Genomic DNA, 16,074 nt, shown 5'->3' with positions numbered 1-16,074 from the left:
ACGATCACTTTTTACCCGGCTTCAAAGGCTCGGGGGCGACGAAGAGTTCATGCCCCTTGAGCATCCCTTTCCAGTAAAGGGCAGGCATAACGTATTTCTTGAGCCACCAGGCCAGACGGGTTGGCTTTTGTCCATTCAGCAGCCATTTTGGCAGCGTCGGGGCAAGCTTTCCGCCATAAGAAAACTCGGCCAGAACGATCTTGCCGTTTTCCACCGTCAGCGGGCATGCCCCATATCCCCCATATCCGGAAACCGGATCCCTGCGCTTCAGAAACGCCAGAACGTTTGTTGCCACCACGGGGGCCTGAACACGCACAGCCGCTGCCGTCTTGGCGCAGGACGTGCCAATCACGTCACCAAGAGCGAAAACCTGCGGATAGCGCACATGCTGCAACGTCTCCGGGTTAACTTCCACAAAGCCATCCGAACCCGCGATCGCGCTTTCACGCACGACCTTCGGGGAGACCTGCGGCGGCACGACATGGAGCATATCAAACGCACATTCGACACGATCAACACCGGTCTCTGTCTTGCGTTCGAACACGGCAATCCGCTCAGGTCCGTTCACTTCGACCAATTTTGAACTGAGATGCAAAGCAATGTCGTAATCGCGCACATAGTTCATCAACGCAGGAACGAATTCCTTCACTCCAAACAGGCCAGGTGTTGCTGTATTGAAGTCGACCGAAATGCTCTTCAACACACCCCGACGACGCCAGGCATCACAAGCCAGATACATCGCCTTCTGCGGCGCACCTGCACATTTGATAGGCATTGGCGGCTGAGTAAAAATAGCCTTGCCACCTTTCAGTTGCTCCACCAGTTGCCAGGTATAGGGCGCCAGATCGTAGCGATAATTCGAAGTGACGCCGTTCCTGCCCAGCGTTTCCGTCAGCCCCGGAATAGCGTCCCAGTTCAGGGAGATGCCGGTTGCGACAATCAGCGCATCATAAGACAGAATTGTCCCATCATTCAGAACAACCTCACGCGCTTCCGGACGGAAGATTTCGACAGCATTCCGCAGCCAGACCGCGCCTTTAGGGATCAGATCCTGCTCACGCCGGCGGGTCTGGGCAGCCTTGAAAACGCCACCGCCAACCAGCGTCCAGCCCGGTTGATAGAAATGCTCTTCGGAAGGCTCCACAATCCCTAGCGCAAGAGCCGAGTCACGCTTCAGAAGGCTTGCCGCAACCGACAGACCACCGGCCCCACCGCCAATGACAAGGACCTGAAAGTGACGTGCCCCCTCACGAGACGGCATGGAAGGTGCGGGCACAGCTTCAAGGCGGGACTTCAAACCACCCAGATCAATCCCGGCACGCGCAGCATCAGCAAGAATGTCGCTGGCCGGACGCGTCCCGGCTTCTGCCAATGCCCAGATCTGTGCTGCGCGGGTTCCAGAACGACAATATCCGACGATCGGTGCCGGAAGGGACGCCAGTGCTGCGCGCGTTGCCTGGATCTGGGAATCATCGGGCACCGTCCCCGCCTTCACCGGGATGGCGACAAACGCCATATCCGCTGCCTTGGCGGCTTCGGCAACCAGATTGGCTTCAGGTTGATCCGGAGCTTCACCATCCGGCCGGAAGCAAATGATGCTCCGAAAACCTTCACTCTTCAGAACAGCAACGTCCTGCGGTGCCACCTGCGGGGAAACAGCATAGCGTTCCGTGATATGGTTTGTGGGCATGATGACTTCTCCGGCGACGATGAAAATGGACGAATAGGGTTCCGCTCAGATGCGGTTGACGGGAATTTTGATGTAGCTGATGCCATCCGCTTCCGGCTCGGGCATATGACCACCACGCATATTGACCTGCACGGACGGCATCAGCAGCTTTGGCATCGCCAGTGTTGCATCTCGCGTTGTTCGCATGGATACGAACTCATCTTCGCTGATGCCATCATGAACGTGGATATTGCACTCGCGTTCAAGCGCAACCGTCGTCAGCCACGCATACTCGTCACGGCCAGGGGCCTTGTAATCATGACAGAGGAACAAACGCGTTTCTGGTGGCAGAGACAGCAGACGGCGAATGGACTGGAAAAGCTGACGGGCGTCTCCGCCAGGGAAGTCCGCACGAGCCGTACCGAAATCCGGCATGAAGATCGTGTCCCCTACGAAGGCGCAGTTTCCGATAACAAACGCCATGTCTGCAGGGGTGTGTCCTGGAACATGCAGGACAGTAACAGGAATTTCGCCAAGCGAGAAAGTCTCGCCATCCTTGAACAGCCGATCAAACTGCGAGCCATCGCGTGCAAAACGCGTGCCCGCATTGAAAATCTTGCCGAAAACATTCTGGACAAGAATGATGTCCGCACCAATTCCCAGCTTTCCGCCAAGTTGCTCCTGCAACCAGGGTGCAGCCGAAAGATGGTCAGCATGAGCATGCGTCTCAAGCTGCCAGTCCACAATCAGCTCTTCCCGACGGACATAATCCACGATCACCTGAGCCGAGCCGTTAGACGTCCGACCCGCAGCAGCATCATAATCCAGCACACTGTCGATGATGGCCGCATGACGGGTGATCGGACAATGGACAACGTGGCTGGCGGTATTTGTGGCTTCGTCAAAGAACGTGCAAACTACAGGAGATGGAACCTCACCGTTCTGCACACGTCTGATCTGGGCGGTCGCAGCTTCAATGGCAGCATCGCACATGACGTTTTCACCCCTGGAGTTAAGGCATTTCCAAAAAATCAATTCTGTGTTTATTAAAGTCATTAACTATGAAACGTCAAGACCCGGACAAGCTGGAACAGGACCATGACAGGCCCCATCACTGACGATCTTTCCTTCCCGCCGCTGCGTATCGGGGATGAAGCCCCGGATTTCACTGCCCGAACGACACACGGTGAATTCGTTCTGAGCTCACTGCGCGGACGCTGGGTCATGCTGTTCGCTCACCCAGCAGACTTTACGCCTGTCTGCACGAGTGAGTTCATTGCCCTTTCCAAACTGGAACCCGCCTTCCGGGAACGCGATTGCGTTCTGCTTGGCTTATCCGCAGACAGCCTGCCCGCGCATCTGGCATGGATTTCAGCCATTGAAGAGCGCTTCAACGTGCGTGTCCCCTTCCCTATTGTGGAAGATCCTTCGATGGAAGTGGCCCGCGCTTATGGAATGATGGATCTTGAAGCGCAGAACAGCGCTACTGTCCGATCCGTATTTTTCATTGATCCTACGGGCATCATCCGCACGATCATCAGCTATCCCGCCAGTGTCGGACGCTCGGTTGCAGAGCTGCAACGTGTCCTCAGCGCCCTGCAGGAAGTTGACCGGTCCAACATCCTCACTCCCGAAGGATGGCAACCAGGAGAGCCGGCGATTGCTCCGCCCCTCCAAACCCAGGATGCCGTTCAGAAAGCCGGCCCGAGCTGGTTCCTTCAGCCGAAAAAGCCTCGCTCATGACCCTGCTCGCCCTCGAAGAAAGCCGTAATCTCGCGGAATGGCTCCGCCTTCTGGCGCAGCCTCAGCGCCTGACGATCCTGTCCGCGTTGCTGGATGGTCCGCATGCCGTCAGTGAAATCGAAACCATGACGGGAATCGGCCAGCCAACACTGAGCCAGCATCTCGGCACCCTGCGACGCAGTGGACTGATTGAGTCACAGCGTGAATCCCGTGCCATCAGCTATTGTATGGCCGATACGCCGGATGCTGCTCGCGCACGGATGCTCCTGATGACCCTTCGGCCGGATGGACAGGCCGTCACCCCTTCCGCCGCAGCACCTCTGCGCAAGGCCAATACTCAGGCAGCGTCACAGGATGGTGCTCGGTTTGCCCGTATCGTCCGCCCCTTGTCCCGATAAATCAAAAAGGACTGTTTTCGGTCTATTTGCGCACCATCGCCATCTTCTTGACGACAACCCAAACAGACTGGAAACTGCTCCTTTCGCCAGACGCTTTTACATGGAAAGGAGACGGCCCATGACCCGTTATCTTATGACCCTCGCCTGTCTGGCTGGACTTGTTCTTGGCTCTGCCAGTGCTGCAACACGCGATGAACAGAAACAGGCCTGTCAGGGCGACGCAATTCGCCTTTGCACGTTCGCTATTCCAAACGAAGCCAAGATTACTGCCTGCATGAAGAAAAAGCTGGATCAGCTCAGCCCGAAATGCCGTGCCATGTTTGAACCGCTTCCCAAGAAGGGCGATACGGCTTCCAAACCCAAAGAATAATCTTTCTGAGCTGTCCTGTCGTAATTGTGAAGACGGAATGGAAACACGCAGGCTAGTATTTGTTTTCAGAGCCTTAGCCCTGACGGGTCTGCGCAATGCGGAGCAGGATTGCGTAAAAGACCCGTTTTCATTATTGGACAGTCCATGAAAACCACCCGTCAGCACGGCCGCCGCAAAGTTACCCTCAAGGATGTAGCAGCACAGGTCGGGGTGTCTCACACGACAGTCTCGAACGCGTATATCCGCCCAGGGCAGCTTTCTGCTGCCCTGCGTGAAAAGATTTTCGCAGCCGCTCAGGAAATGGGTTACACCGGTCCTGACCCCGCAGCCAAACAACTCGCAACTGGTCATTCAGGTGCACTCGGGTTTCTTTTCAGCGAGGACCTGCCCTACGCCTTCTCCGATCCAGCGGTGCTGACCGTTCTGAATGGCGTGGCCAAAAGCTGCAACGAACTTGAAACCGATCTCGCGCTGATTTCCGCTGGCAGCAGCCTCCGCAATATGAATACCCCGGTTTCGCTCGGGAATGCCGCTGTGGACGGATATATCCTGTATTCCGTCGCCCCTGACAGCCGGTGCGTCATGATGGCGCAACAGCGGAATGTACCGCTGGTGGTTGTGGATCAGCCACGCCTTGATGGCGTTCCCTATGTTGGCATTGATGACCGGGATGCTGCCTACAAAGCCGCAAAGACGCTTCTGAACCTCGGGCATCGCCGCTTCGGAATCCTGTCGCTCAAGACCGCCCATGACGATTATTTCGGTATCCTGACGGCCAAGCGCCGCGCCAATATCGCACACAGCACGATTGCCATGCGTCTGGAAGGATACCTGACAGCTCTGCAGGAAGCTGGCATCGCTCCAGAGACTGTTCCGGCCTGGGAAATTCCCATCAACTCTGAAGAGGCTGGCGCGGAAGGCGCGCGCTTTCTTATCAACCGCCCTGAACGTCCCACAGCAATTCTTGCCATGAGTGATCGTGTGGCAATCGGCGCCATGCAGACTATTCGTGCGGCAGGCCTCAGCATTCCGCAGGATGTCTCGATCTTCGGTTTCGACGATATTCCAGCAGCCGCAACGGCGGATCTGAGCACTATCCGTCAGCCCCATGAACAGAAGGGAGCCGAGGCGGTACGCTTGCTTGTTCAGCAGGATGGTCGCCAGAACGTCATTCTCAAAACAGAGCTGATCGAACGCGGAAGCATTGGCCCAGCCCCGCAGGGCTGAGCTTCCCCATTACAGGCTAACGACGTTCAGAAGATCAACGACGCGGTCAATCCGGTAGTCCGGCTTGAGATCAATGCACTGCTGTGCCGAACCATGACCATAACTGGCCCAGCAGGATGAAATCCCTGAGTTACGTGCAAAGGTCAGATCTGCACTCGTATCCCCTACCATCAGGAACTCGGCAGCATCTGCTTCCGGAAATAGGGGGCGAACCCGATCCGTCATAACCCGGGGATCAGGCTTGTGGGGATACTGGGGTTCAGAAGCAATCACACCGCTGATCCACGCCCCCAAACCAAACCGATCAATACTGTCATGAACGGTGGGTGCATGCTTGTTGCTCAGGATAACCAGCGTGGCCCCTTTGCCCTTCAGGGTATCCAGAACTGACTTCACGCCATCGAACAGAACAGTCTCTTCCTGATCGGCCTTCGGATAACAGGCGCGATAATGCCGGACAAAGGCTCCCGCGTCCTCATCATCGCTCTCAGGAACAATGGCCTGAAAGAGCGTCTGAAGCGTACCGCCTTTTGCCAGCTGCTTCTTGAGAATATCCGAAGATGGGCCTTCGTAGCCGCTGGCTTCAAAGGCTTCCTTCAGGCTGCGAAGAATGGCCGGCTGCGTTTCCGCCAGCGTACCATCGTAGTCGAGAAGAATGATCGGGAATCTTGTCATCCCCTTTTGTCACCCCGTTCGCAAAGGAAATCCAGCTTTCTCGCTTTCAGAGGGGTCGGCGACCCAAAAGGCGGCAAAGGGCGGACGCTGTATCTGCATGATTTAACGTATAAAAATGGAATTGCTCCACCCCTTCAGCTTTCAGTGTCTGACAAAGCCGGTCTGCAATGGTGGCAGCAACAAACGCGCGCGTCTGCGGTGTTTCCTCCAGCCCATCGAACAGGTCCCGCATCCATTTCGGCACGTTCGCACCGCACATCTCGGCAAACTTCCACGCCTGAGCAGGACTTCCGACAGGAAGAATACCCGGCACGATCGGCCGCTCAATGCCAATGGCAGCAGCTCGGTCCCTGAAACGCAGGAAAGTATCGGCTTCAAAAAAGAACTGGGTCAGCGCCCGGTCCGCACCAGCATCAATTTTCGCCCGCAAATGTTCCAGATCCGACTGCGGGCTAAGCGCCGCAGGATGTGTTTCCGGATACGCCGCAACGGAGATTTCAAACGGCGCAATCTCCTTCAATCCACGGACCAGATCCACAGCCCCCGCATAGCCTTCCGGATGAGGCTCATAAACGCCCCCGGCTGAAGGCGGCGGATCACCACGGAGGGCTACAATGTGCTTCACACCGGCATCCCAGTATGCCTGCGCCACGGCATTGACCTCTTCCTTGGAGGCTCCCACGCACGTCAGATGCCCCGCCATTGGCGCACCAGTTTCCCGAACCATGTCTTTCAGGGTGGCCAATGTGCGGTCCCGTGTTGACCCACCTGCCCCATAAGTCACGGACATGAACTGCGGACCAAAAGCGGCAAGCGTTTTTGCGTTTTCCAGCAGGGTGGCGGCTGCCTTCTCCGTCTTGGCCGGGAAAAACTCGAACGAAATTGCGGGCAGAGGCCCTGTCTGTGCAGGCATCACGCCAGCTCCTTGTTCAATAAGTCAGATTAATTGGGGCGTTGGCCCAGCCAGAGTTTGACGGTCAGTTCCCCTTCAAGAGCGACCGGTTCTGCCGAAACCAGACCAGCGGCGCGAAACCATGTCGCCATCTGCGCGTCGGTAAATCCAAGCCGGACATGCGCATCCCGCATGCGAAGCTCTTCCCGGTTATGCGAAGCAAAATCGATCACCAGCAGCCGACCACTGGCGTCCAGAATGCGTGCAGCCTCTGCAATCACAGCCGCAGGGTGCTGCGCATAGTGCAGAACCTGATGCATGACCGCGACATCGGCCGAACCCTCCGATAAAGGGAGGGCCTGAAAGTCACCCTGCCGGAGATCGGCCTGATGCAACCCGGCTTCCGCCAGCTTGGTGCGCGCAAGCCGGAGCATGGCGGGACTACGATCAAACCCGATAACCGTGTCAGCGCCGCTCCCCAACAGCTCCATCATGCGACCGGTCCCCGTGCCTATGTCCACGAGCCGACCAATCGGAAACGCCGACAACGTCTTCACAATGGCAGTTTCAACTTCCTGCTCGGACACATGAAGAGAACGTAGCGCGTCCCATTCCACCGCATGGGTTTCAAACCAGTCTTCCGCCGCAAGAGCGCGAACATCTCGAATGGCCTGCAACCGAATACGATCCGCGCGGATTTCCGCCGGTTCCCGTGCAGTCCATCGACCAAGCGCCATAAAGACAGGCTCCAGAACATCTGGAGCACCTAGCGTCAGAAAAACCCAGCTTCCTTCCTTGCGGCGTTCAATCAACCCCGCATCGGCCAGAATCTTCACATGCCGAGATACGCGGGGCTGACTTTGTCCCAGAACCTGAGCTACTTCGCCAATAGACAATTCCATTTCGCGCAGAAGAGCCACAATCCGCAGACGGGTCCTGTCTGCCAGCGCCTGAAAAATGGTGAGTACCTGCTCCATTCATATTTACATATAAGGAGTTCTTTATATGAGCAAGTATCAGTGACCCTTTTTCACGCCCTCAGGCCGCTATGAAACTTGTCATGCTTTCCTACCGATGTTCACGCCTCTGAGATGACCAAGAGGAAAGACAGGATTGAAGGCCGAGCGAGCCAGATAACCTGCAACAGCAGAAAAAAAGCTTTCGACTGCGCGCTCGGCACGGCTCAAGCCTGCCTCATGACACACGTTTCCACCCTGAGGGTGCGCACACTCCTGAACTGTCTTTTGTACAGAACGATTAGCTGCATTCTGAAACGTGCCGGCAGATCGCTTTTGCCTTCCAAGATCAAGTGCACGCTCTGGAAAACGCCGGTTCCGGCGTTATTTAGAGTAAGAAGCCGCCTGATGGGGACCAGCCCTTCGCCGGGCAGACCGGCAGACCTATCTGAACTGTGCCAGGGAAAGTTTCCGCATTTCAGCCTTTGGTGTGCAGGCCGCCATTCGGACTTCAACAACATCATTGCCGCCATCGGCGCGATAAATGCGGATGAGATTTCGATTGAAAGTGTCCGATGCGCTTACAGCCTATCGCTACCCTGACGAAATCCGGTCAGGCGTTTACGATTTTGCGCGGCTGGCATCTGTCAAAGAGATGGTGGGCCTGCTTAGGGCCGCCAGCAAAACCAACACCCCGGACACCTTCTGGGTCAATCGGGAGTGCGGACTGAAACCCCGGAAATGGCCAGAGACGAAAGCTGCCCTGATCAACATAGTTGCGGCAGCCCACTATATGCGCCCGTAAAAAAGCGGGCAGATGGGGTGGCAATCCACCCCATCATACGCCGTTACCAGATTTTGACGCGCTGATCCGGTGCCAGATACAGCTTGTCGCCCGGCTGTACGTTCCACGCCTTGTACCAGAGATCTATGTTGTGCATCGGGATGTTCACGCGGGCTTTAGGCGGTGAATGCGGGTCGATGACGACAAGCTGCTTCTCGGTATCCGGGCGCAGTTTCTGGCGCCAGACCTGCGCCCATCCCATGAACACACGCTGGTCACCTGTCAGGCCATCAATGACCGGAGCCGGCTTACCGTTCAGGGACGCGTGATAAGCATCCAGCGCCAGCGTCAGGCCACCAAGATCGGCGATGTTCTCGCCCATCGTGAGCTTGCCATTCACATGAACGCCGGGCTGCACTTCGAAAGCGTCGTACTGTGCACCAAAACGGTCCGCCAGCTTCTGAAAGCGCTCTCCATCTTCCTTTGTCCACCAGTTCCTCAGACGCCCCTTGTCGTCGTATTTGCGGCCCTTGTCGTCAAAGGAATGGGTCATTTCATGCCCGATGACACCACCGATTGCCCCGTAATTTACAGCCGGATCAGCCTTCGGGTTGAAGAACGGTGGCTGAAGGATTGCAGCAGGGAACACGACCTCCACAAAACGCGGATTGTTGTAGGCATTCACCGTTGCGGGCGACATCAGCCATTCATTGCGGTCAACAACCTTGTCGAGATGGCTTAACTGATAGTGCCATTCAAAAGCGAAAGCGCGCTCGGCATTGCCGTACACATCGCCCTTCTTCACAACCAGATCGGAGTAATCCCGCCATTCATTCGGGTATCCCACCTGGATTTCAAAGCTGCCCAGCTTCTTCAGTGCGGCTTCACGCGTCTGCGCGCTCATCCATGTGTTGTGTTCGAGACGGTTGTGGAACGCTGCCTTCAGGTTGCCCGTCAGCGTCTGCATGGCAGCACGATCTGAAGCCGGGAAATACCGATCCACATAGATCTTGCCGAGCGCCATTTCCATGGCACCGCTCGTGAAGTCCACACCACGCTTCCAGCGAGCCGCCAGAGCAGGCTGACCAGACATGGCTTTTGCATACGCAAAACGTGCCTGCACGAACGGATCGGACAGGAAGGACGCGGAATTGCTGGCCGTATGGAAAGCCTGCCAGGCGCGCAGGGTATCTAGATCGGTCTTCGCAATCAAATCTGCTTCAGCCTTGATGGCAGACGGTTCACCCACAATGACGGTCCGCTGCTCCAAACCAGCCGACGGCACACCGGCTGCAAGCAGCCATGTCATCCAGTCAAAAGACGGCGTGCTATTGACTAGTGCGGCCACGGTCATCGGATTGTAGGTCTTGTCTGGATCACGCAATTCCGTCCGTGCCCAATGAACCTTGGCGATGTCCGTCTCGAATGCCACGACGTCTGCGGCAGATTTTGCAGGGTCTGCCCAATGAACAAGCGTCAGAAGCTGCGTGATGTAAGCCTGATAAGCAGCTTTCTTGGAAGCAAATTCCGGCTTCAGGTAATTGTCCCGATCCGGCATGCCCAGACCAGCCTGATCAATGCTGAGCGCGTATTTCGTCGGATCTTTTGCATCAACATCCACATCTACCGAGAATGGCGATGAGCTGAATGTCACGGCCGACGCACCACTGAACTGTGCGAACGTCTTCAGATCCTTGATCTGGTGAATAGTGGCAATTTCAGCCTCAAGAGGCTTTGCTCCAACAGCCTCAACCGCCTTCTCATCCATAAAGGACGCATAATACGTGCCGAGCTTCTCGTTGATCGTCTGCGGCTGATCGACCGGATGCGCGGACAGATCCTTGAGAATGGACTGGATGCGCTGGCGGGAGGTTTCGGCCAGAGCGTTGAACGGACCATAACTACTCATATCCGAAGGGATTTCGAGCGTCTTCAGGAAGCTGCCGTTTGCATAATCGAAGAAACTGTCACCCGGCTTTACGCTCGTATTCCGGCCCGCAAGATCGAGGCCATACTGATCGTATGTGATCATCGGCATAGCCGGCTTTGCGGAAACAAGGGATGGCGTTGCTGCCAGTCCGAGACTGACGGACAGCAGCAAAGCTGCCTTACGGGGAAATGTCTTCTGGTGCATGCAAAAAGGCCCGATCGTGAAAATCTGGCAGGCCATGTTGGTCTGCCCTCGGGCCTGCAATGTAAGTTTACAGTCGAAACGAATGAGACGCAAAAATCATGCCCTGCCTAGGAAAGCAGGACATAACCCATTGTATCAGTTCTGGCTTTCGACAAGTGCCTTGATGCCGGGAAGAATGGCAATCAGCAGGCCACCTGGTGGCTGTTCACGCTTCATGGACAGAATGTGGTTCGACGAGTTGTGGAAGAACTCATCCTGCGCTGCGATCAGATGCTGCGCATCCAGACGCCAGGCCGTACCAGCAGCGCCGTTCAGAACATTCAGCCCGGCATTGGAAAGCGCTGCGACCGTATGGGAGACAGGCGTTACCTCTTCGAGAGCGGGCACGTCCTTGGCAATAGCGGAAAAGGCTTCGTCATTGGAGGACCACGCCGTCAGCATCGTCTTCAAGGGCGCTTTCAGGCTCTTCTCACCCGCAAGATACCGCTTGACCATGCTGTTGAAACGCGTGGCCTCAAACGCATCCGGGTCGGCAATCGCCACCGGGGCGGATAGCATGGCGTCTCCGCTCTTGGAGGCCAGACGGTTCAGCGCATAGTTCCGCACCGGAACCGTGGCGCTAAGAAGTGTGGAAAGCGGGCCGGTATGCCCCGGAGCAAGCCCTTCTTCCAACGCGTTTTCATGCTGCGTGGCCTGCAAATCCGTTGCCTGCAGTTCCGCCATGATGACAGGCAGGCGCCGCTCCAGATCATCAACATCCCGCACATTTTCAGGCGACCAAAACCGCTCGGCCAGAGCTGCGGTACGAGGCCACAGACGGGCATCCAGCATGTTTTCGGACACGACTTCCGTCCACAACGCCCCTTCTGCACCCAAAACCATTTTCTTCTGGTCGTCGGTCAGAGGTGCTGCATTCGGGTCCTGAAGAAAGGCCTGAAGCAGGGGAGTAATCTTCGGATGCGTCTCTTCCAGTTCTGCTGGCGTAATGCCATTCGCCTTCGTGTCATACGGATCGACCGCATAATGCGTGCGTGATGGCGTCAACAGATCCAGATAATAGCCTGAAGACACTACAACAGGATGACCAGCCTGCGTGGCAGAACCCGTCCATTTGGAGCCGCGCCACCCTTCCACAACGACATTCTTCGGGATCGGCGCTTCGCTGACCTCATCCCAGCCCATCATGACGCGTCCCTGGCTGGACAGGATCTTCTCGACCTGCGCCGTGAACGCGGCCTGAAGAGCCGGCGCATCCGCATAACCATGTGCCTTCATGTAGGCCGCAATCTTCGGATTGTTCGTCCACTGCGTGCCAAGAACTTCGTCGCCACCCGAATGGAAATAATGATCCGGGAAGAGCGTCTCCATTTCCGCATAGAGCGCGCGGATGAATTTCAGCGTCTTTGGATTGGTCGGATCCATTGCTGGGTTGTTCAGGTTCTCACCCACGGCATTGACGTCCGGCAGCGGCTGGGCTGCCAGTTCCGGATAGGCCTGCAAAACCGCCAGCGCATGACCCGGAACATCAAATTCAGGAACAATGCGGATACCGCGATCCGCAGCATATGCCACGACATCCCGGATCTGAGCCTGCGTATAATACTGCCCGTGTGACCCAACACTGGTCAGCTTCGGGAAAACATGGCTCTCCACACGGAAGCCGGTACCGTCATTCAGATGCCAGTGCAGCACGTTGAGCTTCAGAAGCTCCATGGCATCAAGCTGCCGCTTGACCGTTTCCACCGATGCAAAATGACGGGACACATCCAGCAACAGACCACGCCATGCAAAGCGTGGGGCATCATCAATATGCAGTCGCTCTACGACAGCACCATCCGAACTCTTGTGAACAAGCTGAAGGAACGTCGCCAGACCGTAAACGACACCTGCCGGACCATCGGCCTCAAGATGCGCGCTGTCAGCTGACGTGGTCAGAGCATAATGTTCTTTGGTCGAAGTAGTGAGATAAGCCGGGTCATGGCCAGCACTGATATGCAAAACATACGGCGTGCCGTGCCCTGCAGCACCCGCAACGGCATCAAGACGCGTCGTGAAACGGGCCGCTGCTCTTTGCAGAAGCGGAGAGGGCTGCGTATCCCAGACAATCCGGACGCCCCCGGAAAGAGGACTGACGCCATTGGAAGCAGAAACGGTCTGAGGCACCGGCATCAGTACTGGAGCCGCCTGCGCCATTCCGCCAAAGGCCGTACCAGCCAAGAGGACAGCACCCAGACATGCTTTTTTCCAGAAAGAACCGTTAGGGAAAGAGGAGGTCCGGGTCATCCGAGAGTTTCCTTGCAGTTTCGAATCAATATCTGAAACGATTCTGATCGAATCAGCAATCTTTTTGAGTGTTTTTTACCGTTTCATTCCGGCGGCAGGGCTGCAAGCATCCGTTTTGCATCCTCAGCGCGGAGCGTGATGCCATAGAACTGCCGGTAAAAATCCTGCATTTTCGTGATCATTCCGGCCTCATCCACATGACCGGTCTGAACGATCTGCCGCGCCCAGTCGACCTGAAGCAGCAGCTCAGGGCTGTAACGGTCCCACGGGAAAATCCCCGCCGGATTGCGATACACACGCCCCGCCTTCACAGCCGCAAGCTGAGACCACACGCCATCATTGGCAAGCTGCGCCGGATCGCCCGCATTAGCCCCGATAATGATGATATCCGGATTCCAGGACAGGATCTGCTCCACCGAGACCGGCTGCTTGTTCCCGTGCACGCCAACAGCGCCGTTCCGCCCACCCGCAGATCGGATCCATTCGTCGATGATGCTCTGGTCGCCATCAACGCGCAGCGGTTTGAGCGATTCAACATGCAGAACTTTCGGCCCCTGCGGATTGGTCATAGCCTGTGAGACCGCTTTCAGGAACGCCACCCGATAAGCCTGCGCCCGCTTGGCGGCCAGAGGCGTCTGAAGAAGGGTCGCCGTTCCGTCCACACATTCCAGAAGGCCGACGAACCGATCAAACCCTTCCGGCACGACATGCAGCCCAACCTTTGCAAGCGCATCCGCCGAATGACCGGACGCCGTGACGAACACCAGATCCGGATCAAGACGCAGCAGCTCTTCACCATTCAGATTGCCGGCTTCAAGCGGCTGCGCTTTCGACAGGGACGGCACCAGCTTGAACATCCAGGGCATGATGGACGGCTTGGCCACCGTTGCAACGATGTGATCCTGCGCACCCAGCATGATGAGGGTCGCGTTATGGGCGTACCATCCTTCCACAATCCGTGTGGGGGGAGCCGCATAGGCCGTTGTGGCCATGAGGGAAAGGCTCAAAAGCCCACCGAACAGTCGAGACAGTTTCATCGTGTATTCTCCTCATGGTGGAAAAACCGTTTCCCGGCATGATCGATCTGCGCCAGTGGCACGCCGTAAAGGCGGGACATTCGCTCTGCCGTCACAATCTGCTCTGGTGGACCATCTGCAACAATATGGCCCTGATCCAGAACAAGCGCCCGACTTCCGGACGAAAAAAACTCTTCCGGACGATGCGATGTCAGAAACACAAGATGTCCCTCTGAGGCCAGTTCCGCCAGAAGTCCCATCAGCCTGATCTGATGGCCGTAATCCAGGCCTGTCATAGGTTCATCGAGCAGAAGCCCCACGGCTTCCTGCGCCAACGCCCGCGCCAGAACAACGCGCTGCCTTTCCCCGCCAGACAGTTCCGTCACCGGTCGATCCGCCAGGGCACACAAGCCCAGACGCTCCAGCGCGGCATCGACCTTCCGCCGATCCTCCGCCCCCAATCGCCCGGCGATGCCGTGATGAGGAACACGCCCAAGCTCCACCATCCGCCGCACCGTGTACGGGAAAACAGCCGCATGCCCCTGTGGCACATATGCCAGCCGCCGCGCCACGTCTGCCGAATGAAAGGACGACAGCAGACGACCTTCCAGATGAACCGTACCGGATGTCGGCTTCAGCAATCCCATAAGAATACGGAGAAGCGTACTCTTCCCTGCACCGTTCAGCCCCAGAAGCCCGACCAGTTCCCCCCGGCGGAATGTCAACGTAATTCCGTCAAGCACGGCCGGTCGCCCGGGACGTTTCAGGATGACAGCCTCGCAGGACAGGAACGCATCCGTCATACGCCCTCTCCACGCAAACGGCGCAGCACCAGAACAAAGGCAAGCGCACCAAAAAGCTCAGTCATGACCCCGAGCGGCACTTCTCCGGATGTGAGGGACCGAGCAACCGTATCTGCCAGAATAAGACCCGCCGCTCCCAGCAGAGCACAGACTGGCATCATGTTCCGGTGCTCTGCACCCGCGAGCATCCGTGCCACATGCGGCACCAGAAGCCCAACCCAGCCGATGATCCCCGCCATGGAAATTGTCATGGCACAGACCAGCGTTGCCAGCAGAATGACAACAGGCCGCATGACCTGAACGGAAATACCGAGGCTTCGAGCCTCGTCATCCCCCAAAGACAAAACGTCTAGTAAAGGTGCCAGCAGAATAAGAACCGTGACCAGTATAAGGATTGGAACAGTCAACCAGGACAGCTCTTTCCAATCCGTCTGGGATAATGTGCCCAGAAGCCAGTTCACAACAGCCGGTAACTGATCCATCGGATCAGCCGTGTATTTCACAAGAGACAGAAGAGCCGTGAACACGGCATTGGCGATAAGGCCGCCCATTAGCAGCGTCAGCAGGCCACCTTGGGGCAACAGTCGGGAAATGGAGAGGCCAGAACTGACAGCCAGAAGCCCCCCGCAGAATGCCCCGATCTGGATCAGGGCAGGCGAACCACCCAGCACAATCACCAACGCCGCTCCGAAAGCCGATCCGCTCAGAACGCCCAGAATATCCGGCGAAACGAGCGGGTTCCGCAGTACAGCCTGAAAAGTCGCTCCACCGCAGGACAAGGCGCTTCCGACCAAAAGCCCTGCAAGAGCACGCGGCAGACGAACCTGCCACACAATGGCGTCGGCAATCGGATCAGAGCCACCCCATAAATGCAGCAATCTCCCGAGAACCACCACGACACGCGATGGGGACAGAGGATATCGCCCACAGCACAAGGCCAGCACGACAGCCAGCAGAAGGGCCGCGGCAGACAGGCTGCGGATGAGGGTCGGACGAATGGAAATGAGGCATCCTTTCACGCGGGATAATCACCTTACCTTACCTCTCATCCGGGCGGATCGGGAACAGGGCGGCTTCATGCTCCGTGAGACAGGACTGTGACCCCGAATTGAAACATATCTTCA

Annotated in this window: 15 protein-coding genes; 5 read left to right on the top strand and 10 right to left on the bottom strand. The window is 56.9% G+C overall.

Features of this window, described 5'->3' with window-relative positions; genetic code table 11:
* Positions 1 to 4 precede the first annotated feature (4 nt).
* Positions 5 to 1,690 (bottom strand): bifunctional protein tyrosine phosphatase family protein/NAD(P)/FAD-dependent oxidoreductase, encoded by a 1,686-nt coding sequence (locus GFR01_RS00725; RefSeq protein WP_099180906.1) that lies wholly within the window; start codon positions 1,688 to 1,690, stop codon positions 5 to 7.
* Positions 1,691 to 1,735: 45 nt separating this feature from the next.
* Positions 1,736 to 2,662 carry an MBL fold metallo-hydrolase gene (locus GFR01_RS00720; protein ID WP_099180905.1) on the bottom strand — a complete coding sequence of 309 codons (927 nt, stop codon included), beginning with the start codon at positions 2,660 to 2,662 and terminating at the stop codon, positions 1,736 to 1,738.
* 105 nt (positions 2,663 to 2,767) lie between these two features.
* Between GFR01_RS00720 and GFR01_RS00715 the strand changes: the two genes are divergently transcribed.
* From GFR01_RS00715 to GFR01_RS00700, 4 genes are all read left to right on the top strand, one after another.
* Positions 2,768 to 3,412: a peroxiredoxin gene (locus GFR01_RS00715; protein ID WP_099180904.1), complete on the top strand. Its 645-nt coding sequence runs from the start codon at positions 2,768 to 2,770 to the stop codon at positions 3,410 to 3,412.
* Entirely contained in the window at positions 3,409 to 3,810 is a 402-nt protein-coding gene (locus GFR01_RS00710) for an ArsR/SmtB family transcription factor (RefSeq protein ID WP_099180903.1), read from the top strand. Before GFR01_RS00715 ends, GFR01_RS00710 begins: the two co-directional genes overlap by 4 nt.
* A 118-nt stretch (positions 3,811 to 3,928) precedes the next feature.
* On the top strand, positions 3,929 to 4,180 hold the full coding sequence (locus GFR01_RS00705) for a hypothetical protein (protein WP_174694634.1): 252 nt from the start codon (positions 3,929 to 3,931) through the stop codon (positions 4,178 to 4,180).
* Positions 4,181 to 4,324: 144 nt separating this feature from the next.
* On the top strand, positions 4,325 to 5,407 hold the full coding sequence (locus GFR01_RS00700; protein ID WP_099180902.1) for a LacI family DNA-binding transcriptional regulator: 1,083 nt from the start codon (positions 4,325 to 4,327) through the stop codon (positions 5,405 to 5,407).
* Between the two features lie 9 nt (positions 5,408 to 5,416).
* Here the strand turns inward: GFR01_RS00700 and GFR01_RS00695 are convergent, their stop codons facing one another.
* The 3 genes from GFR01_RS00695 to GFR01_RS00685 are packed head-to-tail and all read right to left on the bottom strand — an operon-like array spanning position 5,417 to position 7,951.
* Positions 5,417 to 6,082: an HAD family hydrolase gene (locus tag GFR01_RS00695; RefSeq protein ID WP_099180901.1), complete on the bottom strand. Its 666-nt coding sequence runs from the start codon at positions 6,080 to 6,082 to the stop codon at positions 5,417 to 5,419.
* 46 nt (positions 6,083 to 6,128) lie between these two features.
* Complete coding sequence (metF, locus tag GFR01_RS00690; RefSeq protein WP_063904460.1) at positions 6,129 to 6,995, bottom strand: methylenetetrahydrofolate reductase [NAD(P)H]; 867 nt, start codon at positions 6,993 to 6,995, stop codon at positions 6,129 to 6,131.
* 29 nt (positions 6,996 to 7,024) lie between these two features.
* Positions 7,025 to 7,951, bottom strand: coding sequence for an ArsR/SmtB family transcription factor (locus GFR01_RS00685; protein ID WP_099180900.1), 927 nt, complete (start codon positions 7,949 to 7,951; stop codon positions 7,025 to 7,027).
* Between the two features lie 547 nt (positions 7,952 to 8,498).
* On the opposite strand from GFR01_RS00685, the gene GFR01_RS00680 reads away from it, so the two are divergent.
* On the top strand, positions 8,499 to 8,735 hold the full coding sequence (locus tag GFR01_RS00680) for a hypothetical protein (protein WP_244902090.1): 237 nt from the start codon (positions 8,499 to 8,501) through the stop codon (positions 8,733 to 8,735).
* A gap of 43 nt (positions 8,736 to 8,778) precedes the next feature.
* On the opposite strand, the gene GFR01_RS00675 is transcribed toward GFR01_RS00680, so the two are convergent.
* The 5 genes from GFR01_RS00675 to GFR01_RS00655 form a co-directional block, all read right to left on the bottom strand.
* Positions 8,779 to 10,884, bottom strand: a complete 2,106-nt coding sequence (locus GFR01_RS00675; RefSeq protein WP_099180899.1) for a M13 family metallopeptidase — start codon at positions 10,882 to 10,884, stop codon at positions 8,779 to 8,781.
* A gap of 99 nt (positions 10,885 to 10,983) precedes the next feature.
* Positions 10,984 to 13,131 (bottom strand): beta-N-acetylhexosaminidase, encoded by a 2,148-nt coding sequence (locus tag GFR01_RS00670; protein ID WP_099180898.1) that lies wholly within the window; start codon positions 13,129 to 13,131, stop codon positions 10,984 to 10,986.
* 83 nt (positions 13,132 to 13,214) lie between these two features.
* The gene (locus GFR01_RS00665; RefSeq protein ID WP_099180897.1) at positions 13,215 to 14,168 is read right to left on the bottom strand and encodes an ABC transporter substrate-binding protein; all 954 of its coding nucleotides are present in this window, start codon (positions 14,166 to 14,168) and stop codon (positions 13,215 to 13,217) included.
* A complete protein-coding gene (locus GFR01_RS00660; RefSeq protein WP_099180896.1) occupies positions 14,165 to 14,950 on the bottom strand; it encodes an ABC transporter ATP-binding protein in 786 nt (261 codons plus the stop codon). Before GFR01_RS00660 ends, GFR01_RS00665 begins: the two co-directional genes overlap by 4 nt.
* Positions 14,947 to 15,969: a FecCD family ABC transporter permease gene (locus tag GFR01_RS00655; RefSeq protein WP_099180895.1), complete on the bottom strand. Its 1,023-nt coding sequence runs from the start codon at positions 15,967 to 15,969 to the stop codon at positions 14,947 to 14,949. Before GFR01_RS00655 ends, GFR01_RS00660 begins: the two co-directional genes overlap by 4 nt.
* Positions 15,970 to 16,074 lie beyond the last annotated feature (105 nt).

The organism is Gluconobacter frateurii (assembly GCF_002723955.1).
GTDB lineage: Bacteria > Pseudomonadota > Alphaproteobacteria > Acetobacterales > Acetobacteraceae > Gluconobacter > Gluconobacter frateurii.
This window is presented reverse-complemented; position numbering and strand designations above follow the sequence as displayed.